This window comes from Stenotrophomonas chelatiphaga (assembly GCF_001431535.1).
Classification (GTDB): Bacteria; Pseudomonadota; Gammaproteobacteria; order Xanthomonadales; family Xanthomonadaceae; genus Stenotrophomonas; species Stenotrophomonas chelatiphaga.
This window is the reverse complement of sequence record NZ_LDJK01000050.1, coordinates 40,256-62,967: the sequence shown is the minus strand read 5'-3', so window position 1 is coordinate 62,967 and position 22,712 is coordinate 40,256. Positions and strand designations below refer to the sequence as shown.

Sequence of the window (22,712 nt, the reverse complement as noted above, 5' to 3'; positions counted from 1 at the left end):
CATTAGTTACATGAAACGCGACAGCCGACTTTCCGCCGTCCTGCATGCCCTGCTGCACATGGCCGAGCAACCCGGACCGATGACCTCCGACGCCTTGGCGATCTGCCTGGGCACCCATCCGGTGGTGGTACGCCGCACCATGGGCCTGCTGCGCGAAGCCGGACTGGTCGCCGCCGTGCGCGGCCATGCCGGCGGCTGGCGCATCAAGGCGGACCTGAGCAAGGTCAGCCTGCGCCAACTGCACGAGGCGCTGGGCGAGCCGGCATTGTTCGCCATCGGCAACCGCCACGAAAACCCCGAGTGTCTGGTCGAGCAGGCCGTCAACGCCGCCCTGGACGACGCCTTCGAGCAGGCAGAAGCGCTGCTGCTGGAGCGCTTTGCCGCCGTGTCACTGGCCGATCTCGCCGCCGACTTCAAACGCCGTCACGCCCACCATCTGCGGAGCAAGCATCCATGAGCACTCATGACGTCATCATCGTCGGCGGCAGCTACGCCGGCATGGCCGCGGCCCTGCAGCTGGTACGTGCAAGGCGGCGCGTGCTGATCATCGACGCGGGGAAGCGACGCAACCAGGCGGCCGCCGATTCGCACGGCTTCCTCAGCCAGGACGGCGCCGACCCGGCCGAGATCGCGCGCACCGCACGCCAGCAACTGCAGGCCTACCCCACCCTGACCTGGGTGGAAGACGTAGCCCTGGATGCATCGGGGACGCGCGATGCCTTCAGCGTAGCCACCGCAGCATCCGGCACCTTCAGCGCCCGTCGCCTGCTGCTGGCCACCGGAGTATCGGACGAACTGCCCTCCATCGATGGCATCGGCGAGCGCTGGGGAAAGAGCGTGTTCCACTGCCCCTATTGCCATAGCTACGAGCTGGATCAGGGCGAGATCGGGGTGATTGCCGCGGTGCCGATGTCGATCCACCAGGCGCAGTTGCTGCCCGAATGGGGCAACGTTACGTTCCTGCTCAACGAGGCCCTTGAATTGGATGCGGCGGCGCGCGAAGAACTTGTTGCGCGTGGGCTCCGCATCGAAGCAACGCCCATCGCACGTATCGAAGGACATGCCGATGTGGTGCTGGCGGATGGGCGACAGCTGTCCTTCGCGGGCCTGTTCACCGCCTCCCTCAATGCGCCGTCCACGCCGATCGCGCAGACCCTGGGCTGCGCGCTGATGGAGACCCCGCTGGGTACCCAGCTGCAGACCAGTGAGGCCAAGGAGACCAGCGTTGCAGGTGTGTTCGCCTGCGGCGACGTTGCGCGCATGCCGCACTCGGTTTCACTGGCCGTGGCGGATGGCGCGTGGGCGGGGGCGCAGATCCATCGGACGCTGGTGTGGCCTACGGCGGGGTGAGTGTCCTCTTCCCCCCGTCTAAATGCGCTCAAAACCGTCACGCCTTGATGTTTTCCATTTCCGTTCCGCCCGGCAGATATGCTGACGTTGATTGTTCAGCGCCCCGGCCCGGTATGCGACGTTATAGAACAGACATCCGCCCCCTACCAAAGCTGGCATGCACTCCATTGCCTGCGGCGCAGCTCAAGCCCCAGCTTTCAGGCGCAGACATGCCTTCGAGACATATTCTTCTCTACAGTTAACGATCACGATGAACTCAGAGCGTCCGGCCGCAGCACTGATCGCGTCTCACTCGGCACTTGTCAGATGGATCAACAAGGGAGTCCAAGCGCTTGCCTGAACATTTCCATTGTCGAGCCTCATGATCGATTCATCCCAACCTCTAAATAGTCGGAAATAGGAAATCAGGTCGATCAAGCTCCCCTCGCCATATCTCACCTCATCTGCCTCCCAGTCGCTGATGAAAAAAACATAAATTCTGGCATTCGCATCTGGACGAACGCGGTCAATCACAGAATGGACGGCGCCCTCTAACAGGCGCTGCACCTGTTCGAAATCCCGCTTGTTGTTTGGGTCGTCGAGTCGGCCGATCCAATGCCAGCACAACTGCTTGGCCATCTTCCCGATCGGCACTTGTAGTTCTTTCCAAAATGTCGCTTCCCCGGGCGTTACATTTTGCACAGGCTTAGACGTCAAGCGCTGTACAACGTCCCTTCCACTATCGTCCGCACCAGATGAGACAGCGATTCCAATTTCGTACATTACCGTCGTCCTCGTGCTCGTAGGTGCGACGCTGTCGGCGGTCTATCGGCGCCTCTACCCCTACAGCCTTCCCCACTCGGCGCCACATTACGCTGATTGACAAGAGTCACGCTGAGCCCGTCGAAATTGTGACCACCGCTAGCGATATCATCGCGCCTGGCGCTCATCCACTGCCGAATGACATCCTCGACATGCTCAATCTGCGCGTTCGCGTAATCCCTGTCCTTCACCCTGATATCCGCATCGTCGAGGTAATGCCACAGTTCATGCGGAACACCCACGGCGCCTCGATCCAGCATCATGAGCCGCTTGATGGTCGCTGCATCACTATTCCATTGCGCAATGGCCTCCCTGCACTCCGGCTCGGATAGAAGAAGGGCTCGGATACCATGGACGTTGGCATCCCTGATCTCATCATCAGTCATAAAAAACTACTCCTTGACTCCCAATCGACCAGAAACCTGACACCGGAACCATCTGGCACGCATGCTATTGCCTGCGGCACAGGAAGATGCCCAGCATCCGCCTTTTGCACGGAGACGTCCCACACCGAATCGTCCTGCCCGTCGTCTTCCACGGACACACACAACTCGATCAGCGCGGCATCCATAACTATGGATAGCCGCCCGTCCGCTTGGAGTTGAGTCGATTCAACCGTCTTGCCAATGCAGAAGAATACTCGCCCAAGAAACTCACTCCGCCTGACAAAGAAGTCTCCTGAACCCGGCGTGGCAGGCGCCAGTCCTTTCTCGAGAATTGTCGCGGAACATCCAAAATCGGCGTCAACGTACAGGCTCTCGCCCGGAATCAAAACAGGATTGATGAATCGAAGAGAGATGGAAATGCTGCTAACACTAAAGCTGTCAAGGCAAGCCCCTGCAAGCATATGAAGCAGCGCGCCATCGGCCGTTGCCGTATCCAGCTCCATCTTTGCGTAAGTCGACGTCACCTTGTCTTTCCTTTGGATCAGATACCCCAGTCGAAGCCCACAAGGATCAGGTCAGCCGCCATCAACCTTGCTCGCCATCAGCCACGCAGCCATACGTTCTCCGATGCCGCTCACCCGCGGACAAGCCTGCGTGGCCATGCGGCGGGAAATCCGCAAACGACATGGGCGAAAGCCAGACAAAACGCGTGCGGCATCTGCACGCTGGGCCTCACTCTCGATCACCACATGCATGTGCACAGCGCCCTTGCCTGATCCGCCCTGCAGAACGACAACATCAACGACCTCCCGGCCTGTCCCCTGGGACTGATGATAGCCCGTCACCACTCGACCATCCGCACTGAATGACAACGACGGTGGGCCGTCCGAGATGCTCCGTGATCGCGCATCGCCTTCGTACAGCGTGAGCGACATCCCGGACTTTGCACTGACCTGATGAAGTCCGAAGTCAGCCGGCACTTCATAGGACACCGACATGAAGTTGGGCAGTCGTAGGCAGGCCGAGCCGAGGAAGTGATCACACGTATAAAGCCAGAGCTTTGCATCCTGGGCCGCAGCGGGCCAGACGCTCATGCTCAAGGGATCCGGAAGGGAAAGCTTGGAGCTTCGAAGCCTCCCCTTCCAACCCGCCATGCCCGTGCGGACCCTCGACGCTTCCATCGGCGGTGACTTGTCAGCGGCAACTCCATCTACAGCCAACAACATGAGCCACCTTTACCCTGCACGAATAGAACTGGGAATGTCGCAAAAATTTACATGACGCACCGCTTGGGCAGCTTGAACAGTACCTGTTCGATACATTCATCGAACCCATTGTCGCAACGACCCTCTATTGAATTCGACTGAGGATCCTGCACGTCGAAGTCGATCAAATGTTTCGACAGCGGGCTTCCATCCGCTGCCTGCACAACGTCTCGAGTCAAGGGCCTGACCTCTCGGATGTTAATTTGCCATGAACCATTATTTAAATCGGCCGTATGCGCGAGCTGGACACGCCTCATTAGCTCTGCCTGATACCACTGGGCCATTCCCGCACTGGGCATCTGGTTGATAACAACAACCTGACATGGAGCGTAGCCACATCCAGCCAACATAAAACCAGATCCAAGTAGAAACAAGGATCTCACTGCCCGCTTCCTCAACCACAATCGAATCCCGCTCATTATTTACTCAATTTTTTCTCAAGCCGCCTTGATTCAATCCTACCACTCACTCTGAACACCCCTTGGAAAGATCCCAGTTGGGGCCTGAATGTAGTGGATTTTACTTTGAGTGCATCCTCATCCATTGCGCGAAGCGAGTTTCCACTGTGATCAGCCATGATATGTTTCTGCGAACACCCAGACCGATACGTGCATGTGCGCCCCTCCCTGCCGCAACTGCCGAGCAATCCGTTGGTGTTATCGTTGCAGCCGCCCTGCCAGGGCGCGTGTGGATCAGCACACCACGCCTCGATATCCAGCTTTTTCATCTGGCGACTGAAGCCCTCCAATGCGGCTTCAGCTGTGTACGCGTCCATCCTGCAAATTTTCACAAGACGCGTTCTTCATTCGACCAGTGCCCCTACGCAGGAGCGGTTGAAAGCCCCCTCCATCAAGTCGCCTTCCTAGTGGCCAGGAACCAACCGTTGCTGTACCTCCTCCGAGCGGCGCACGATACGCAACTGACCAGCAACCCACGTACGCTTGGCTGCCGTAGTACGGCGCAGACCCCGTGTCGGCTTGCTCTGCCGAAGCATTCCGCCAGCTCTTTCTTCAGTCCTCCGTGCGGGTAGGCATAGATGCTGGCGTAAATAGTCTCGTGGCTGATGCGCTAGCTGGAATCGTCCAGGTGCATGTTGCGAAGCTTGGGAACAATGTGCCGGGGCGACCAGCGATACAGCACCAAGTGATCACGAACGAACTGAGACAACTCGCTGCGCTCGATAAGCCGGCGATGTCGGACAGAGCGGAGTCGGCGCGTTCGATAGGCTTTGCCAAGCTGGGTGGCGTTGTACGCCGCCGCACCTTGCCAGTCCAACTCGCGGCTCAGGGCCAAGGGACTGCGGCCCAAGCACTTGGCGATGAATCGCATGCTCCCTCCACGCCTTCCGGAGCGAATGATTCGACTCATCACTTTTGTCGGACACACCCTCACCGAGCGAATTGCGACAGACCGGATCGAGCAAGCAGCGCTGGTCGGGGTATTCACCCGGCTGTCTAACCAGCCTGGCATCAGGATCAACGAACTGATACTCCGCTTTACGAACGGAAAGATAGTCGCAGCGATCGTCCCAGCTCTGCGTGCTGGACAGCGAGTATCACGTCGCAAGGCTTCGTAGCCCCCCCCTTCTACACCGCACCGTGTCGGCCACAGTATTTCAGCCGATCTACGGGCTTCTTGTCCAGAGACAGCAGATAAGCGTCAAGGTAGTCCGGCAAGTACCAGTCATCCCAGTACGCCAATCCGTAAAACGCATTCACGAAGTCTTCAACCAATGCAGATCCACGCACCTTCGCTCCGATGAAACCTGATCCTCGCAGGCTCTCAAATGGCTTCTCTGCGTCTGCCAGAGGCCTATCCGCCAGAACATGCCATCTGCCAGAATCAAGAAGATCCTTCGTTGACATTATTACTGAGAATATCAGCCCTTCCTCAAGCGACGGAACACTCAGCTCTTGGCTCCATCGCCCCTTGATGTCAAAAATCGCGATAGACACCGCGTTTAATACAGATCTCTCGCGCCCCACCACCTGACCAACGCACTTGTCTCCGTCTTCCAGCGGAATAGTGAAAACGCTCCCGACGGCCCACTTTTGCCTCTTGACTGACATATCAGATCACCTTCTTGTCCTTGAGCCCAAGGGTTGCCCAGCACGCCCGCCACTTGCCCTATAGCGCTGCTCACTCATTTCATGCCGCTTGTTCACCAGACCTCCGCCATCGCGGCGCAATCCTCCATGTAATCTTAACTGTGACTCTTCCGCCCAAGCGCCACTGCCGACCTGCTCCTGCAAGCGGTAAGTAGCAGCGCCGGTCACGGCCGTCCAGTTGACGGAGTAGGAGCCGTTCAGAGCGATTGTCGGCACCAGCACAGCTTCTTAACCAGCGGGCGGCTTCCAGCGGCCCAGCTCACCGCATACGTCCCGTTATTGCTGAACGATGGAACAGTCAGTGCAAGCGTCGTTGGAGCGACCACCTGGATCGCGCGCGCGACCAAGCTCCCGTTGAGCTGCATGTACCCCGTGTTCTTGCCTTCGCGCCCGTTCTCCTGTCGACGCAGAACGCCGTCGTTGCCGTAAATGGAAGCGAACTTCACAGTTTTTCTCATGGACGATCCTGCCACCCGCGTCGGACGATGACCGTGCTGAAGCCAAAGAGCAACAGCCGGGATTGCCATCCTGTGTGTAAGGATCTTTTAGCTCTGTTTTGCCCTTTGGGCACGGCGGAGAATGCACTGCATCGCGTGCCGATTCATGGCGGGCGATGCGTGGGGATCCTTGATCCGCCGGCTTTTGATCCTTACACCGGTATGGCAACCCGCATCGCCTGCCACCTCGCGCTTCGGCGCAGGTGGCCTCAAGCCTTGTGAGGTCTACCAATGGATACCAAGCACCCGCTCAGCGCCAAGCGCCTGCATGCCCTGATGGGCGACAGGATCCACGACATCCCGCCCTACTTCGTGGAACAGCTGGAACGAAAGCTGCAAGAGATGGAGCAGCAGCGTGCGCAGCCTTCCCGCGTGGTGCGACTGAGGCCGGTCAAGGCAGTCAACGATCAACGAGCAGCATCAAACCATGACGGTGCTGCCAGCCTGCCCCATGTCGAGAGTGTCGCTATCCCCGTCACCACGCTGCGGGCGCTGGCCTACACCTTCGATATCCTGCACACCGCGCATCTGTTCCGACAGGACCACGTCAGTGTCGGCATGGTCTCCGAACAGATGGTGGAAGGCCTGATCATCTCCGGGCAGGAGATGTTGAGGGGCTACGTCGCCGCAACATGGGCCGACGCATGACCAGCACCGAGGACGGACGCGCTGACGGCCGCGGCAGGAATCCACGCGCCGCGGAAATGGCAGACTATCTGGATGCGCGACTGCAGATGTTCGACGGCGACGAGCCCGGCATTGCAAGGGCCCTGTTACTGCTCGCCGAACTGCACGGCATCGATCGCGTCGCGGCAGCGTGCGGGCTCAACATTGAAACCATGCGTCGGCAGCTGAACGGCACGCGGCCACTGCACTTCGACACGGTCATGGGCGTAGTGGGTGCGCTGGGGATTGGGTTGCGGGTGGCCCTGCCGGGACCTGAGCTCCGAGCCGATGCTTTGACGAATCAGCCGGTCATGAAGGCCGTCAAGACGAAGGCAGCCAAGGTGAGTCCAAGCAGGACTCGTATGACCAGCATTTCGCGTCGCACCTGCGTCAGTGCCTGGGGCGGTGCCTTGCGCTCCAGCCCCAGCACGACGGCCAGATACGTGGACTGTCCACGCAAGCCGAACGTCTCCGGACAGTCCAGACTTCTCCACAGCTCTGGATAGCGCGAAGGAAACCGCCGTGCGAACCGGAAGAAAAGGATCAAGTAAATGATCACCGACGCAAAACCTACTGCAAAAACAATCTCAAGCATCATCAGGTCCAATACCGGTAGCCTAAAAAAAAGACGAGGAAGACGGTGCCTGCTGCCGCGATCAACAGAAGCTGGGTACCAGCATCCATGGGTACGTTACTTGATCGACCCGGTCTACCGGCAAGCGCGCAATCACCCGAGGGAGCACGGTACGCCATCATTTCGAGCACTGAAGCGGGTCTTCCTTTGTCAGCTGCCACCCGCTCGGAAGCCTGCTGAAACGCCAGCCCGGTTCGAGTTCCAGCTTCCAACCGGGACCTGTCCACGAAGCGTTGCAGCCCTGTATCGCACCGCCTCCCACGCTAATCTGTGACCAGTCCGGCGACAACAGCCCGCCTGAGTCGGCCGTCAGCTCGCCCCACTCGTCGCGCACCGTGACCGGGGTGTATACGGTACCCACGCTGTCCAGCGGGAACAGGCTGCGCGGATCGAAGGACAGCGCTGGTTGCTTCAACGGAAAGCGGACGGCATCTTCTCCCAGCAGACGCACGCGAAGCGCTGCGCTGCGCCGCTCCCGTTCTTCGGCGCGCGCTCTTTCCTCGGCGCGCACCTGATCCATGCCATAGCGCTGGCCGACATGCGCGACGTCGATGTTCGCCGGGCCGATCCTGATGCGATCCGCCAGCAGTGCGGGCAGACTCGTCCCTGCCGACAGTGCGCTACGCCAGCCCGGTGACCAGCGGTCGAGCAGCATTCCATAGGCCGGACCGGTCGCATACGCCGCAGAGCGGACAAAGCTTTCCGAGCTCTCTGCCTTGGCCAGCGCGTCCACGACTGCTGCCACGCCATCGGCCTGAGCTGCCGCAGCCGCGACGCTGCGGCCGGTGTACTCGGCCAGCCCCTCGTTGCGTTCCAGCTTGGCCTCTTCGGCCAAGGCATCCGTGCCAGGTGCCCCAGCGCCGCCTCGAAGCGCTCGAAACCTCAACGCTGCGGCGAGGTGCTTCCGCGCCTGCGCGTCGTCCCGGGTCGCGAGTGCGCGCGCCAGCGCACGCATTTCCAGCCTCAGCCAGGTACGGCCTGCTTCGCTGTCCAGGTGAGCCGTATTGCCTTCGGAAGCGGGCAGGCCGAGGCCCGTCTGGATGCAGTGCCATTGCTCATGCCAGTACAGCGCAGCCAGTGCGCTGCTGTCCGTCGGCAGTGGCAGGAGCAGCGTCACGTGCGGCGCTCCTTCAACATCAATGCAGGTGTTGGCTGGCGGCTGATCCTTCCGAAGCACCACCGCCAAGGCAGCACCCGTCGCGGGATCGCTCCGCCAACTCATCCCCGTTGATCGATCGCGGAGGATGGTGGGAGCATCCAGCTGGCGCCCCCATAACGCGTGGGCGGCCCGCTTCTGGACGGGCGACTCCGCTATCACCGCGATCCGTTGCAAGGCCTCCTCGACGCCTGCGGGCGGCGCTACGGCAACGGCCTGCTGTGGCAGCACGCAGATGGCAGCAAGACCTGCGGCGAGCCGCAGCGTGGCGGTCAATCGGCGCCCGGCACCTGACGCGGACCATCGCGCAACGGAACTCCTTTCCATGCGTGCCTCACATTTCCCTGGGAGGGTGATTGCTGCTCACGGATGCATCTGCATCTGCAACGGCGACCGGCAGATCTTATGACGATGACGAGCCGGCAACAACGTGCTGCCCGCCCACGCGATACTGTGCCCCGGACGCCACACCCTGCCGGGTCGAAACGAGGAGCCGCCGCTTGAGATCCACCCTGCGATACATCGCCGCCCTGCTCGCGGCTGCCGGTGCGACCGGCATTATTGCCAGCCTCATCCAGACCCAGCTCGTCCTGCAGGAACTGCGCGGTTTTGGCATTCCGGTCGCGCCTGCTGTGCGGGCCTGGACCACGCTGGAAGACGTCGCGATGTTCGGCCCGGTCATGGCCGGCATCGCGGTGGCCGCATTGCTGCCCACGGTGCTGATTTGCCACCGGATCCTGCGTGTCGCGCCCTCAGGCTGGCGCAGCGGGGTCTTCGCTGCAGCATCGGTGTGCGGGCTCTGGGTGGCGTTCTGGCTGATGCGCTCGGTGATTCCCATGCCTGCGATACCGGGCACCCGGGGATGGCTGGGTCATCTCCTGATGTCCTTGGCGGGTGGTGTCGGTGGCCTTGTGTATGCCAGCCTCAGCGCACCGGATCGCGGGGAACTTCGGCCACCCGCGCACAGTCGAACGTGGCGCGATGCCACGATGGTGGCGATGCTGTTGATCTTCCCCTTGGCGCTGTTCCTTCTGATGGCGCCGCGCGCGGGCGACAAACCCGCCGCCGTGGATCCCACGAGCTACGCGATCCACACCGTTGCAACCGGCCTCAACCGCCCGTGGTCGGCCGCGTTCCTGCCTGATGGTCGCGTGCTGGTGACCGAGATGGGCGGTCGCCTGTTGGCGATCGGCCCGGATGGGGCCTCCTCGGAGATCTCGCTCGACGGGCTGCGGCCGATCTTCCAGCAGGGCGGCACCACCGGTCTGATGGATATCGCACTGGATCCACGGTTCGCCCAGAACGGCTGGATGTATCTGACCATGGGCTACGGCGAGGCGTCCGCAAATGGAGTGCGGCTGTTGCGGGTCCGGCTCGCGGGCGATCAGATCGAGGACGTCCGCGTACTGTTCAACTCCACGCCGAAGGCAAGCGCGGGCAACAACGGCGGGCGCATCGCCTTTCTGCCGGATGACAGCCTGGTGCTGTCGCTGGGAGACGGCAGCCGTCGCCGCGAGGAGGCGCAGAATCCCGCCAACGCTCTGGGCACCGTGATCCGGATTGATCGCGAAGGTCGGCCGCCTGCGGATAACCCCTTCGTCGGGCGGGCCGGGATGGCACCGGAGATCTACAGCCTGGGCCATCGCAATCCACAGGGCATCGCCGTGGACCCGGCAAACGGCGATCTGTTGCTGACCGAGCACGGTCCGCGCGGGGGTGATGAGATCAACCTCATCCTGCCCGGCGGCAATTACGGTTGGCCCATTGTCACTGGCGGCATGGATTATCCGTTCGCGCGCGTGTCGCCGTTCCGCAGCTTGCCGGGGTATCAGGATGCACTTCTCGAATGGACGCCTTCGATCGCGCCAGCGGGGTTGGCGATATATAACGGCGCGTTGTTCCCGCAGTGGCGTGGCGATCTGCTGGTGCCTGCGCTGAAGGAACGCGCGGTGCGGCGCGTTATCCGCGATGGACGGCGGATCGTCGGTCAACAACTGCTGCTTGGGGAATTGAACGAACGGATACGGGATGTAAAGGTTGCACCGGACGGATCGGTGTACGTGCTCACCGACGGCACAAACGCCAAGCTGCTGCGGCTCACGGCCTCCGCCCGATCCGGCTGAGCAGCGACACACATCGGTAGCGCCGACCCATGGTCGGCGAGCGCAGCGGGCCGCATGTTCACGGAGTCCGCCGAGCACGGCTCGGCGCTACCGGGCTCGCGATCCCGATGCACATCGGTAGCGCCGCCCTATGCACGTCGGTAGCGCCGACCCATGGTCGGCGAGCGCAGCGGGCTGCATGCCCACGGAGTCCGCCGGGCACGGCTCGGCGTTACCGGGCTATGGGGTGGGGTGCGAAGACTTCCGCCTGAACTTGCGTGACATCCACTCCCCCAGATCATCCACCACCGTGAACGCGGCCGGGATCACGATCAGGCTGAGCAGCGTGGAGGTGATCAATCCACCGATCACCGCGATCGCCATGGGCGCGCGGAAGCTGGAGTCACCGGCGAAGCCCAGCGCGATGGGCATCATGCCCGCGCCCATCGCCAGGGTGGTCATGATGATCGGCTGCGCACGCTTGCGGCAGGCATCCACCAGTGCATCGTGCTGGCTCATGCCGTGCTCGTCCTCGGCGATCACCGCATAGTCCACCAGCAGGATCGAGTTCTTGGTGGCGATGCCGATCAGCATCAACAGCCCGATCAACGCCGGCAGCGACAGCATGTTCTGGGTGATCAGCAGCGCACCGAACGCACCACCGGCGCACAGCGGCACCGCCGCCAGGATGGTGACCGGCATCAGCGCATGGTTGAACAGCAGCAACAGCACCATGTAGATGCAGATCAACCCCGCCGCCATCGCCAGCATGAAGCCGATGAACAGCTCCACGAAAACTTCGGCATCGCCGGTGTTGAGGAAACTCACGCCCGGCGGCAACTGCTTCACCCCAGGCAGTGCCTGCACCTCGGTCATCACCTCGCCCAGCGGACGCCCGTTGAGTTCAGCGGTGAGGGTGACATTGCGCTGGCGTTGGTAACGCGAAATCTGCGACGGGCCACTGCCCTGTTGGATATCGGCCACCGCGGCGAGCGGCACCGGGCCGTCGCGTCCGGGCACGCGCAGCTGGCCGATCAGCGCCGGATTGGCCAGCGTCGCTTCGGCGAAACCGACGCGGATCGGTACCTGGCGGTCCGGCAGGTTGAGCTTGGCCAGGCGTTGTTCGTAGTCACCGGCGGTGGCGATGCGCGCGGCTTCGGCGATGTCCGCCGTTGCCACGCCCAGATCGGCGGCACGCGCCGAATCCGGAACGATCTGCACTTCCGGTCGCAGCAGCGAGGCGGTGGAGGTGACGCTGCCCAGCCCCTCGATGCCGCGCAGGTCGCGTTCCAACGCGGTGGAGGCTTCCTGCAGGCGCTGCGGATCATCGCCGGACAGCACCAGCTGCAGCAGGTTGCCCGGTTCGGAACTCACGTAGCTCACGCGCACGCCGGGCAGGTTGGCCAGCTTGTGCCGGGCCTCGCGTTCCAGTGCACGCTGGTCGCGGTCGCGGTCATCGGCCGATCCCCAGTCCAGCACCAGCGTCGCTTTGCGCGGCTCGCCCACGCCGGTGGAACCGGGGTCACCCAGGTCCAGCACGCTGCCCACCGCGGTGTAGACCTGTTTCAGTTCCGGCATGTCCGTGAGCAGCGCGCGCGCGCGCTCGGCCACCGCCACGGTGTCCTGCAGACGCGTACCCGGAGGCAGTTCCAGGTTGAGGTTGCTGCGGCCCAGGTCGGACTGCGGAATGAAGGTAGCCGGGATGAACGGCACCAGCCCCAGCGAGGCGACGAACAGGCCGGTGGCCAGCCACAGCGTGCGGCCGCGATGGCGCAGCGCGGCATCCACCCAGCCCAGGTACCAGACCATCAGGCGCGAATCCGGCTTCTCTTCGCCGTGTGGCTTGAGCAGGTAGGCGGCCATCATCGGCGTGAGCAGGCGCGCCACCAGCAGCGAGAACAGCACCGCGGTGGCGGCGGTCCAGCCGAACTCGCGGAAGAACTTGCCCGCGATGCCGGGCATGAAGGCCACCGGCACGAACACCGCCGCCAGCGTCAGCGAGGTGGCGATGACCGCATTGCCGATCTCACCCGCCGCTTCGCGCGCAGCTTCCAGCGGCGGCTTGCCCATGCGCAGGTGGCGCACGATGTTCTCGATCTCCACGATGGCATCGTCGACCAGGATGCCGACCACCACCGACAGCGCCAGCAGGGTGATGATGTTCAGCGTGAAGCCGAAGAAGTACATCACCGCGAAGGTCGGGATGATCGACAGTGGCAACGCCAGCGCCGCCACCCAGGTCGCCCGCCAGTCGCGCAGGAACAGCCACACCACCAGCAGGGCCAGCAGCGCGCCTTCCCACAGCATCGTCATCGACGAATCGTAGGAGCGGTGGGTCTCGTCGATGGCGGTGGTGACCAACCGGAAATCGATGCCCGGATGTTCGGCCTTGATCTTGTCCAGCGCGGCGTGCACGCCGGCTTCCACCTTGACCTCGCTGGAGCCGCGCGTGCGCGACATCGAAAACGCCACGACCTGCTTGCCATCCAGCAGCGCCGCTTCGGTCGGGTCGGCGGCCGCGTCGGTCACCGTGGCCAGCGTGGACAGGCGCACCGCGCGGCCATCGGGCAGCGCGATGGAGTAGTCACGCAGCGCCTGCGCATCGCCTACGGTGCCCAGCGTGCGGATGGTCTGCTGTGCGCCTTCGATTTCGGCCTTGCCGCCCGCGCGCTCCACCTGGATGCGCGCCAGCTGCTGGGATACATCACCGGCGGTGATGCCCATGGCGATCAGTGCGTTGGGGTCCAGGTCCACGCGCACCTGGCGCTCCACGCCGCCCACCCGGGTGACCTGGGCCACGCCCGGCACGCCGTACATCGCGCGCGCGATATCGCGGTCGACAAACCAGCTGGCTTCGTCGCTGCTCATGTGCGGGGCGACCAGCGCATAGGTCATCAGCGAGCCGCCGATGTCGACCTTGGAGATCACCGGCTCCTGGATGTCCTGCGGCAGGTCGGTACGGATGCGGGTGACCGCATCACGCGTGTCGTCCAACGCCGTGGCGAGGTCGGCTTCCAGCTGGAACTCGATGGTGGTGGTGCTGACGCCTTCGCTCACCGAGGACATCACCCGCTTGACGTTGTTGACGGTGGCGACCGAGTCTTCGACCTTGCGCGTGACCTCTGCTTCCAGCTGGCTCGGCGAGGCGCCAGGCTGGGTCACCGTGACGGTGGTCATCGGGAAGGCGATGTCGGGGAAGCGCGCAACCGGCAACTGGTAGAAGCCCCAGAGCCCGGCCACGCACAGCACGAAGAAGATCAGCAGCGCGGGCAGCGGGCGCTTGATCGCCCAAGCGGAAAAATTCATTGCGCAGCCGCCTTCGACGCATCGGCCTTGGGCGCGCTGACCACGCGCACGCGGTCCCCTTCACCCAGGAAGCCCGCGCCGTCCACCACCACCTGGTCGCCGGCTTTCAGGCCTTCCAGGATGGCGGTGCGCCCCTGCACGGCCTGGCCGGTGCTGACGCGGTGGCGACTGGCCTGCTGCTTGTCGGTGACGGTGAACACGTAGTTGTGGCCGTCGCGCTGGACGATCGCCGCAGTGGGGATGGTCAGCGCCTGCCCGTCACCGGTAACGATGCGGCCTTCCACGTAGACGCCGGGCTTGAGCGGACCGGGTGTGGGCAGGTCCGCATACAGCGTGCCGGTACGGGTCTGCGCATCCACGCCGGGGGTGACCGCGCGGATGCTGCCGGTGACAACCTGGCCTGCATAGCGCAGTTCGATGGTGTTGCCCACGGCGACGTCGGCCAGCTGGTTTTCCGGCAGTTCGGCGCGCCATTCCAGGCGGCCATCGCGGATCAGGCGCAGCAACTCGGTGCCGGCCGATACCACCTGGCCGGGCTGAACCAGCCGCTTGGAGATCAAGCCGTCGGCCGGCGCGCGCAGGTCGGCGAAGTCACGCCGCAGCTTGGCTGCATCGCGCGCGGCACGGGCGGTGGCGGTCTGCGCTTCGGCATTGATGCGGTTGGCGCGCAGCTCATCCAGGCTGCTGGCGCTGATCAACTGCTGGGCGGCCAGCTTGGCGCTGCGCTCGTAGTTCATCCGCGCCAGTTCCTGCGACGCCTGCGCCTGCCGCAGCGAGGCATCGGCCTGGGCCAGTTCGCTGTCCAGCGTGCGATGGTCCAGCTGCAGCAGCACCTGGTCCTTCTTGACCCACTGGCCCACGTCCACCGGCAGCGCGGTGACCCGCTGGCCACTGATTTCCACCCCCAGCTGCATTTCCTCGTAGGCCGTGACCGGGCCGGAGACCAGCACCGTGCGCGCCATCGCCTGCTGCTGCGCGGGCGCCAGCGAGACCGGCAGCGCCGCGCTGTCGGCAGCGGTTTCATCGGCCGCTTCATCCTTGCCACCGCAGCCGGCGAGCAGGGAAACCAGCAGGATCAAAAAGGGTGCACGCATGGGTGGCTTTCCGTGTGGAGGCATCAGGGTCAAAAGGAAGTGGCGAGTCAGGGGGTGCGGCCAAGCCGCAGTTCGATGCCGTCCAGCATCAGTCCCAGGCCCTGTTCAAAACGGGTATCGAAATCGACTTCACGCCAGACCTCGCGCGCTTCCCAGCAATGCGGGAAACGTTGCTCGGCCAGCGCCATGAAGGCCTCGCCCAGCGCTTCCATGCTGCCGTCGCCTGGCCAGGATTGTTCTTCGATGACGTAACCCATCGTGTAGTACACAAGGTCCATCGCCGTGGTGGCGGCGAAGCTGGCCGATGCCCCGGCACCTACCAGCGCGACAATGCTGGCCTCGCCTGCCCGCAGCACGTTCTCGGTGGCCAGGAAGGTACCGGCATAGACCCGCGCGCCATCGCGCCGCGCCTTGAACGCAACGCGGAACTCGCGTGCGATCTGCAGCAGGGTCTGGCGCCAGGGCTGCCCCTCCGGGATGACCTGCGCCACGTCGGCGATCATCGCGTCGGCCATGGCGTCGATCAACGCCTGCTTGCTCTTGAAATGCCAGTACAGCGACGGCGCACGGATGCCCAGCGAGCAGGCCACTTTGCGCAGCGTCACGCCTTCCAGGCCGGCCTCGTCGAGTATCCGGAAGGCCGCCCCGACGATCTGTTCGCGGGCAATCGGTTGGCGCAAGGGGACTCTACCTAACGTTGTTAGGGAGCGAATCTAACAGCGTTAGGTTGGGCTTCGCAAGGCCCGTTGCGTGACGACCTGCTTCGGTGCATGACGACCTGCTTCGGTGCATGACGACCTGCTTCGGTGGGTGACGACCTGTTTCGGTGGGTGACGACCTGTTTCGGTGGGTGACGACCTGCTTCGGTGGGTGGCGACCTGCTTCGGTGGGTGACGACCGTTGGTCGTCACGCTTTCGCCGCTGCGCTCGCCGAGCACGGCTATGCCGATCGTCCTGACCGGCACCCTGCGGGCCGTCGCAAGCGACGTTGGCAGCGGCTCCTGCCGCTGCCTTCGGCGCTACCGATCCCCGCCGCCGTTACCGTTCGCATATTCCGTCCCCGGGCGCCGTAACCGCTCGCGGGCGCTGCTACCGGGTAGTGACGGCCGCTGGCCGTCATGCTCTCCGAGACCCCGCCTGAACCATCGGCCACCCAGGCAGCCCCGGTAAGTCGCCTGTAAGTCAGCGCCAGCAAGACTCGCCGCACTCTCCCCCAGCGAAGCCCCTCCGATGCTCAAGTACGTAGTGTCCGTTCCCTTCCTGCTGCCGGGCCTGGCCCTCGCGCAGAACGCCTCCAGCACCGGCGACCTGCTGGCCAAGGCCGACGAGGACCGCTGGTCGATCGGCGTGGCCGCCGCGGCCAGGCAGAGCCCTTACGCAGGCGAAGGCACCCGCGTGCGCCCGCTGCCGCTGGTCACCTTCGAAGGCGCGCGGATCTTCTGGCGCGGCGTGAGCGGCGGCGTGCACCTGTTCAAGGGCGAGTCCTTCGCTTTGGATGCCGTGTTGGCCGGCCGCTTCGATGGCGTTGACATCAAGGATCTCGGACGACGCGAGCTGGCAGCCAATGGAGTCGAACGGGACCTGCTGGAGGACCGCGATGACGGCCTCGACGCCGGCCTGGCAGCCAGTTGGAGCAGCCGTGCCGGCGAGTTCAAGCTGAGCGCCCTGGCCGATGTCACCGATACCAGCGGCGGCTACGAGATCGCCGCCGACTACGCGTACGCTCTTACCTGGGGACGTACCACCATCGTCCCGGGGGTCGGCGTCCGCTGGATGTCCAGCGACGTGGTCAACTATTACCATGGCACGCTGGAGGAAGAGGTCGCACGCGGCGTGGCACGCTACCAGCCGGGTTCGGCGCTGGTGCCGCAGTTCAGTGTCGGCTTCTCGCGTCCGCTGGGCGAAAAATGGCGCGTGATGGGCGGCGTGGACTACCGGTTCCTGCCAGACGAAATCACCGACAGCCCGCTGAGCGAGCCCGATACGGACGGCTCGGCCGGCCTCCGCATCGGCATCACCCGCAGCTTCTGACCTTCCGCTTCCCGGTACCCGCCTGCCATGCCACCGCCCCCGCCTGCCGCCCTGCCCAACCGGATCGCGCTGGTCGAAGACCATCCCCGCCTGGCCAGCCTGGTCGAGCGTGGCCTGGGCGCGGCAGGCATTGCGGTGGATATCTACCCCGGCGTGGAAACCGCGTGGCATGCGATTGCGCGCCACGGTTACGCCGCGGCGGTGATCGATCGCGGCCTTCCCGATGGGGATGGCCTGGACCTGGTGCGGCGCATGCGTGCGGCCGGCAACCGCATTCCCTGTCTCATGCTGACGGCCCGCGACGGCCTGCACGATCGTGTCGATGGGCTGGATGCGGGAGCCGATGACTACCTGCCCAAGCCGTTCGCCATCGAAGAACTGGCCGCGCGCGTGCGCGCCTTGATGCGCCGGCCATCGGAACTGCGCACGCTGGATGTGGTCCACCAGGGACTGCACGTCAAGGCAGCGGAAGGCTGCATGCGCTGTGGCGACGAGCAGATCAGCCTGGCGCCGGCCGAATTGCAGATCATCCTCTCGCTGGTGCACGCCGGCGGCCAGGTGGTCCGCCGCAGCACGTTGGAAGCGGCCGCGTGGGGGGTCGGTGAGGCGGTGACGCCGAATGCGCTGGACGTAGCGCTGCACCGGCTGCGCCGCAAGCTGGCGGCCATCGAATCCGGCCTGGGTGTGGTGAACGTGCGCAACCTGGGCTTTGCCCTGCGGGCAGCCGATGCGGCCGCGTAGCCTCAGCGCACGCCTGATGCTGGCCACGCTGCTGGCACTGCTGGCGGCGGCGGCCGCCGCGGTCGTGGTCACGGCCTGGGTACGGATGAGTACGCCGGAAGACGCGGTGCGCGAGGAATTGCTGGAAGAAGTGGACGAGCTGCAGGCAGCCCTTCGGCTGGATGCCGCTGGCAGGCTGCACGTTGTGCTGCCGCCACAGGCCGGCAACGTGTACGACGCCATGCCCCGTGATGCGGCGTACTGGATTACCGACGCACGGGGCCGCACGCTCGCCAGCAGCCGCGCCGGTCCGGCGCTGGACGCAGTGAAGCGCGTTGCGGCCGGCGCCACCCGCATGACCGTCGCCAACCCCGGTGGCGACATCGCGCTGCAGGTGATCCACGCCCCGATCGACCATGCTGGAACGGCCTACATGGCACACATCGCACGCAGCGACCGGCTGGTGATCACCCTGAAAAACCACGCAGACAAGCTGTACCTGCGTGCCGGCGCAGCGGTGGTCATCCTCGCCCTGCTGACCTTCGCGCTGGTGATCACTCTTACCGTCAACCGCATGCTGCGACCGCTGCGGCAGGCCTCACGCGTGGCGGCGCGGGTGGGTCCGCGCAACTTGGGCGCACGCCTGCGCAGCGACGGGCTGCCCGCCGAGGTGGTGCCGTTGATCGAGGCGTTTAACGCCGCACTGGAACGCCTGCAACAGGGCTTCCGCGTGCAGCAGGACTTCCTCGCCGCCGCCGCGCACGAGCTGAAGACGCCACTTGCGCTGCTGCAGGCGGAGATCGAGCTCAGTGGTGCCCCCAACACACCGCTGCTGATGCGTGACACCGAACAGATGGCGCGCCAGGTGCACCAGCTGCTGCACCTGGCCGAAGTCAGCGAGGGCCACAACTACACCTTCGCCCCCATCCAGCTGGGCGCGGTGGTCACCGACGCGGTGGACTACCTGGCACGGCTGTCAGCACAGCACGCGGTGCACGTGGTGGTGCTGCCGCCCCGCATGCCCTCGCCTGCCGTGGAAGCCGATGCCGCGGCGGTGTTCGTGCTGGTCAAGAACCTGCTGGAAAACGCGCTGCATCATTCGCCGCCGGGCAGCACCATCACCATCGCACTTCACGCCGATGGCTTCAGCGTATGCGACCAGGGAGGTGGCGTCGCGGAGGCGGACCGTCCACGCCTGTTCGAACGCTTCTGGCGCGGTACGGCCCGCGACGGTCGCGGTGCAGGACTGGGCCTGTCCATCTGCCTGGAAATCTGCCTGTCGCACGGATGGACGATCCGGCTTGAACCTGCCGGTGGCGCACCAGGCGCGTGTTTCGTGGTGGAAACCAATGGCGGATTGGAATGATCACTGCATTCACGCGCTTTTCCTGCTCAGACGAAGACCCACGCCAGCATGCCACCGGCGGGCAGAACAACCAGAATCGCAATCACGCCCAGGCATCCTGAACCACCGGTGCGGCCATGGCCGGAGTACGTGTCCTGCTCGTGGCGAGGCCGCGACTGCAGCCACTTGAGATGGCAGGGAGTGCAGAAGAACCGGGTCTTCCCACGACGCCACGCTTCGATGGTGCGATTACCGTGTCGGCTGGCCGTGTTGCAACGGCCACATTTGAACACCGTGTGGGGTGGCTTGCGCTTGGGCCACAACGATCCGACCAGTCCCAGAATGACGGCCGCGGCTACGACGCCTGCGAGGATGGTTTCCGGGCTCACGATGCATCCTTTCTGTCAGCGGTTTGAAGCACAGGGGCGGCGCTGCCCTGTTATCCCTGCAACTGCGCAGGTCGCGCCCGGCCTCACTATATTCGACGGCAGGCAGATTGCCAGCGGCCGCAGACCAGTACCCGGCCCCCCCTGTGACAAAGCGTCGCAGCGCACGCCAAACCGGCCGTCTCACGCGCCGCCCCGGCTGGCTTCCCTTAGAATCAGGGCGTGCGCTCGCCCCTCTTCCACCGCTGGCTCCACGCTTGGGCATGCCTGGCCATGGCCCTGGTGATGGTGGCACCGCTGATCAGCCGGGCGCTGGCGGAGCATCCCGCGCCGAACGCCGTGCTGGCGCCCGCAGAATCCGCCGCCACCCCGCACGCGGGCAGTGCACACGATATGCACCATGGCACGCAGCACGCCACGCATCACGACATGACGGCAGTGCAGCCGCCAGTGCACGCCGCCTCCAACGACACCGCGCCGCCGGATCCGCACGCCAAGCATGAGATGGGCGTGGAGTGCGACTACTGCCTGATTGCCGCCCGCATGGTCAGCCTGCTGGTGGCGCTGCTGTTGTTGCTCACGGTCTGGCCCGCAGCATTCCGCACCATCACGGCACGTCACCCGACCCGGTCCGCTCCTGCGCTGGGCACGCTGGGCGCGCGCGGTCCACCCGCCATCGCCTGCTGATTCAGTTCGCCCCCCTGCAGCTGCACGCTGCATTTCGACGCGTGACTGGATCCCCGACCTCCCTTCCCCCGGGCTGACGCACCGGATCTTCTGCCTGTCCCGACCGTCTCCGGTCGTGGCATTTCGATGTTGTGGACAATGAAAAAACTTCAACCAACGCGCCCGCTGCCAACGGTGATCGTGGCGGCACTGGCGTGCACGGCCACCGTAGCTTCGCCGGCGGTCGCGCAGGAAGGAACCGCACTGACACTGGGCACCGTACAGGCCCGCGCAACGCCGCAGAGGGAGCTGCCGGCGCGCCTGATGTTCACCTCGGTGGACGTCATCGGCGGTGACCTGCTGCAGCAGCAGAAAGTCGACCACAGCTGGGAGCTGCTGATGAATGCCCCCGGCGTGCAGGTGACCCAGTTCAAAATGGGCACCGATGCCGGCCGCTTCTCCTTCCGCGGCTTCAATGGCGAAGGCCGCATCAACGCAGTCAAGTTGCTGATCGACGGCATTCCCAGCAACGACAACGCCGGGGGCATGCCGTATCTGGACGCCGTGTTCCCGCTGGACATCAGTGCACTGGAAATCGTCCGCGGCACCAACGATGCCCGCTATGGCCTGCATGCCATCGCCGGCGATGTGAACGTGCTGACCCGCCAGGGCGGCAACGACGGGCAGGCCAGCGTCACCGTCGGCAGCTTCGGTACCCGCGATATCCAGATCGCCAAAGGAGTCGAAAAGGGCGCGTGGGCGCAGAACTATTTCGTTGGCTGGCGCGGCTCCGATGGCGAGCGCGACCATGCCCGATCCACCCAGCGCAGCTTCTCCGGCAAGTGGTTCTACACCAACGAAGAGAGCCAGTGGCGTGCGGGGCTGACCGCCCGCTATTACAACAACACCGCGCTGGAAGCCGGCTACCTGAGCTACGCCGAAGTGCAGGCCAATCCAACGCAATCACCGGATTACGCGCGCGATGACCGCAGCGAGCGCCAGACCGTCCAGACCGCGCTGCATGCCGATGGCCAACTGGGCAACGGCTGGAGCTGGAATGCCAAGGCTTATCAGAACGACTACCGCAACCAGCGCTGGGTGACCTTCACCGCCGGCGGTGCACAACAGGAGCGCTTCAACGACGAGACGCACCGCGGCGTGATCATCAACACGACCTGGCGCCCTGCGACATCGCTGGCCGATCTGGTACTGGACGCCGGCGTGGACGCGCAGTGGCAGGACAACCTCGCCGCCCGTTTCCGCACCGTGGCGCGCGAACGCCAGACCACCCTGCGTGACTGGCGCTTCGATCTGGATACCCAAGGCGCGTACGTGCAGGCCGTGGTCAAGCCGACTGAAGCGCTGAAGATCGTACCCGCCTACCGGGTGGACGACATCGACGGAGGATTCCACAACCGCGCCGATGGCAGCCATGCGCCCGCTTACCGCTACGGGCTGATCAAACAACCGAAGCTGAGCGTGTCCTACGACCTCGGCGACCGCACCGTGGCCTATGCCAACTGGGGCCGCACCTTCCAGATCGGCAGTGGCAACGGTGCCTACCGTATCCAGGCCAACAACGTGCTGCCCTCGCGCAATGAAGGCTGGGAGAGCGGGTTCAAATGGACGCCGCTGCCGGGGCTGCAGGCCCGCGTGGCGTACTGGGAGCAGCGTGCATCGGATGAAGTCGCCACCATCCTGGGCGTCAACGGGGCGATCGGTGCCAATGAAGTCGGCAACGTCGGCCAGACACTGCGGCGGGGCTGGGATGCCCAGCTGAGCTGGCAGGCCAGCGAACAGTGGCGGGCATGGGGCTCCTATTCGCGGCAGAAAGCGGTGATCACCGTGGCCGACCCGAGCGCACCGCAGACCCGTGGCCGGCAGATCGAGAACGTGCCGAACTGGCTGGCCAGTGCCGGCGTGGACTACGCGCCGCGTGCGGACTGGAGCTTCAGCGCATGGGGCAACGGCCAGGGCGATTACTACGTGGAACGGAGCAACACGCTGGGCCGTCATGGCGGCTACGTACTGATGAACCTGAGCGCGACCTACCACGTGGATGAGCGGAACCGCGTGGCCCTGCAGCTGAAGAACGCGACCGACCGCTTCTATGTCTACGCCTGGTATGACAGTGGTTCCTCCGGTTACTCGCCCGGCGATGGACGCGCGTTCTATCTGAGCTGGACACGGGATATCTGA

20 protein-coding genes and 2 pseudogenes are annotated in these 22,712 nt (G+C 64.4%); 10 read left to right on the top strand and 12 right to left on the bottom strand.

Translation table 11 applies throughout. The features are described from left to right. Positions 1–10 precede the first annotated feature (10 nt). Both ABB28_RS11640 and ABB28_RS11635 read left to right on the top strand, forming a co-directional pair. On the top strand, positions 11–457 hold the full coding sequence (locus ABB28_RS11640) for an Rrf2 family transcriptional regulator (RefSeq protein WP_057508787.1): 447 nt from the start codon (positions 11–13) through the stop codon (positions 455–457). Further along, complete coding sequence (locus tag ABB28_RS11635) at positions 454–1,350, top strand: NAD(P)/FAD-dependent oxidoreductase (protein ID WP_057508786.1); 897 nt, start codon at positions 454–456, stop codon at positions 1,348–1,350. Before ABB28_RS11640 ends, ABB28_RS11635 begins: the two co-directional genes overlap by 4 nt. A gap of 288 nt (positions 1,351–1,638) precedes the next feature. Here the strand turns inward: ABB28_RS11635 and ABB28_RS11630 are convergent, their stop codons facing one another. The 6 genes and pseudogenes from ABB28_RS11630 to ABB28_RS11595 all read right to left on the bottom strand — a co-directional run bounded on the left by ABB28_RS11630 (position 1,639) and on the right by ABB28_RS11595 (position 6,368). Beyond that, entirely contained in the window at positions 1,639–2,112 is a 474-nt protein-coding gene (locus tag ABB28_RS11630; protein ID WP_152983465.1) for a hypothetical protein, read from the bottom strand. A gap of 421 nt (positions 2,113–2,533) precedes the next feature. Further along, on the bottom strand, positions 2,534–3,061 hold the full coding sequence (locus ABB28_RS11620) for a hypothetical protein (protein ID WP_148049424.1): 528 nt from the start codon (positions 3,059–3,061) through the stop codon (positions 2,534–2,536). Between the two features lie 51 nt (positions 3,062–3,112). Next, positions 3,113–3,631: a hypothetical protein gene (locus tag ABB28_RS11615; protein ID WP_152983464.1), complete on the bottom strand. Its 519-nt coding sequence runs from the start codon at positions 3,629–3,631 to the stop codon at positions 3,113–3,115. A gap of 811 nt (positions 3,632–4,442) precedes the next feature. Beyond that, positions 4,443–5,170 (bottom strand): annotated as a pseudogene (locus ABB28_RS18535) (IS30 family transposase); the annotation flags it as partial. A 218-nt stretch (positions 5,171–5,388) separates the two neighbouring features. Next, positions 5,389–5,871 (bottom strand): Imm26 family immunity protein, encoded by a 483-nt coding sequence (locus tag ABB28_RS11600; protein ID WP_057508779.1) that lies wholly within the window; start codon positions 5,869–5,871, stop codon positions 5,389–5,391. A 236-nt stretch (positions 5,872–6,107) separates the two neighbouring features. Continuing rightward, complete coding sequence (locus tag ABB28_RS11595) at positions 6,108–6,368, bottom strand: hypothetical protein (protein WP_057508778.1); 261 nt, start codon at positions 6,366–6,368, stop codon at positions 6,108–6,110. 270 nt (positions 6,369–6,638) lie between these two features. Between ABB28_RS11595 and ABB28_RS11590 the strand changes: the two genes are divergently transcribed. Both ABB28_RS11590 and ABB28_RS18530 read left to right on the top strand, forming a co-directional pair. Further along, positions 6,639–7,055, top strand: coding sequence for a hypothetical protein (locus ABB28_RS11590; RefSeq protein WP_057508777.1), 417 nt, complete (start codon positions 6,639–6,641; stop codon positions 7,053–7,055). Next, positions 7,040–7,321, top strand: a pseudogene (locus ABB28_RS18530) (helix-turn-helix domain-containing protein); the annotation flags it as partial. The gene ABB28_RS11590 and the pseudogene ABB28_RS18530, both read left to right, overlap by 16 nt. Positions 7,322–7,374: 53 nt before the next feature. Here ABB28_RS18530 and ABB28_RS11585 read toward each other — a convergent pair. Then, positions 7,375–7,668 carry a hypothetical protein gene (locus tag ABB28_RS11585; RefSeq protein ID WP_152983463.1) on the bottom strand — a complete coding sequence of 98 codons (294 nt, stop codon included), beginning with the start codon at positions 7,666–7,668 and terminating at the stop codon, positions 7,375–7,377. A gap of 157 nt (positions 7,669–7,825) precedes the next feature. Then, a complete protein-coding gene (locus ABB28_RS11580; protein ID WP_245625335.1) occupies positions 7,826–9,139 on the bottom strand; it encodes a hypothetical protein in 1,314 nt (437 codons plus the stop codon). 224 nt (positions 9,140–9,363) lie between these two features. Between ABB28_RS11580 and ABB28_RS11575 the strand changes: the two genes are divergently transcribed. Beyond that, a complete protein-coding gene (locus tag ABB28_RS11575) occupies positions 9,364–10,986 on the top strand; it encodes a PQQ-dependent sugar dehydrogenase (protein ID WP_057508775.1) in 1,623 nt (540 codons plus the stop codon). Between the two features lie 219 nt (positions 10,987–11,205). Here the strand turns inward: ABB28_RS11575 and ABB28_RS11570 are convergent, their stop codons facing one another. Genes ABB28_RS11570 through ABB28_RS11560 form a run of 3 tightly spaced genes read right to left on the bottom strand, consistent with a single transcriptional unit; the run spans position 11,206 to position 16,045 of the window. Then, a complete protein-coding gene (locus ABB28_RS11570) occupies positions 11,206–14,271 on the bottom strand; it encodes an efflux RND transporter permease subunit (protein WP_057508774.1) in 3,066 nt (1,021 codons plus the stop codon). Further along, positions 14,268–15,365 carry an efflux RND transporter periplasmic adaptor subunit gene (locus ABB28_RS11565; protein WP_057508773.1) on the bottom strand — a complete coding sequence of 366 codons (1,098 nt, stop codon included), beginning with the start codon at positions 15,363–15,365 and terminating at the stop codon, positions 14,268–14,270. The genes ABB28_RS11570 and ABB28_RS11565 overlap by 4 nt, the downstream gene beginning before the upstream one ends. Positions 15,366–15,412: 47 nt before the next feature. Continuing rightward, complete coding sequence (locus tag ABB28_RS11560) at positions 15,413–16,045, bottom strand: TetR/AcrR family transcriptional regulator C-terminal domain-containing protein (RefSeq protein WP_057508772.1); 633 nt, start codon at positions 16,043–16,045, stop codon at positions 15,413–15,415. A 550-nt stretch (positions 16,046–16,595) separates the two neighbouring features. Between ABB28_RS11560 and ABB28_RS11555 the strand changes: the two genes are divergently transcribed. The 3 genes from ABB28_RS11555 to ABB28_RS11545 are packed head-to-tail and all read left to right on the top strand — an operon-like array spanning position 16,596 to position 19,482. Further along, positions 16,596–17,396, top strand: a complete 801-nt coding sequence (locus ABB28_RS11555) for a MipA/OmpV family protein (protein ID WP_057508771.1) — start codon at positions 16,596–16,598, stop codon at positions 17,394–17,396. 27 nt (positions 17,397–17,423) lie between these two features. Continuing rightward, the gene (locus tag ABB28_RS11550; protein ID WP_057508770.1) at positions 17,424–18,137 is read left to right on the top strand and encodes a response regulator transcription factor; all 714 of its coding nucleotides are present in this window, start codon (positions 17,424–17,426) and stop codon (positions 18,135–18,137) included. After that, a complete protein-coding gene (locus ABB28_RS11545; protein ID WP_057508769.1) occupies positions 18,124–19,482 on the top strand; it encodes a sensor histidine kinase in 1,359 nt (452 codons plus the stop codon). Before ABB28_RS11550 ends, ABB28_RS11545 begins: the two co-directional genes overlap by 14 nt. A gap of 26 nt (positions 19,483–19,508) precedes the next feature. Here ABB28_RS11545 and ABB28_RS18035 read toward each other — a convergent pair whose 3' ends face one another. Beyond that, positions 19,509–19,850 (bottom strand): hypothetical protein, encoded by a 342-nt coding sequence (locus ABB28_RS18035; protein WP_152983462.1) that lies wholly within the window; start codon positions 19,848–19,850, stop codon positions 19,509–19,511. Positions 19,851–20,120: 270 nt separating this feature from the next. Here ABB28_RS18035 and ABB28_RS11540 point away from each other — a divergent pair, with 270 nt between their 5' ends. After that, a complete protein-coding gene (locus tag ABB28_RS11540) occupies positions 20,121–20,534 on the top strand; it encodes a DUF2946 family protein (RefSeq protein ID WP_057508768.1) in 414 nt (137 codons plus the stop codon). 138 nt (positions 20,535–20,672) lie between these two features. After that, positions 20,673–22,712 carry a TonB-dependent receptor gene (locus ABB28_RS11535; RefSeq protein ID WP_083492011.1) on the top strand — a complete coding sequence of 680 codons (2,040 nt, stop codon included), beginning with the start codon at positions 20,673–20,675 and terminating at the stop codon, positions 22,710–22,712.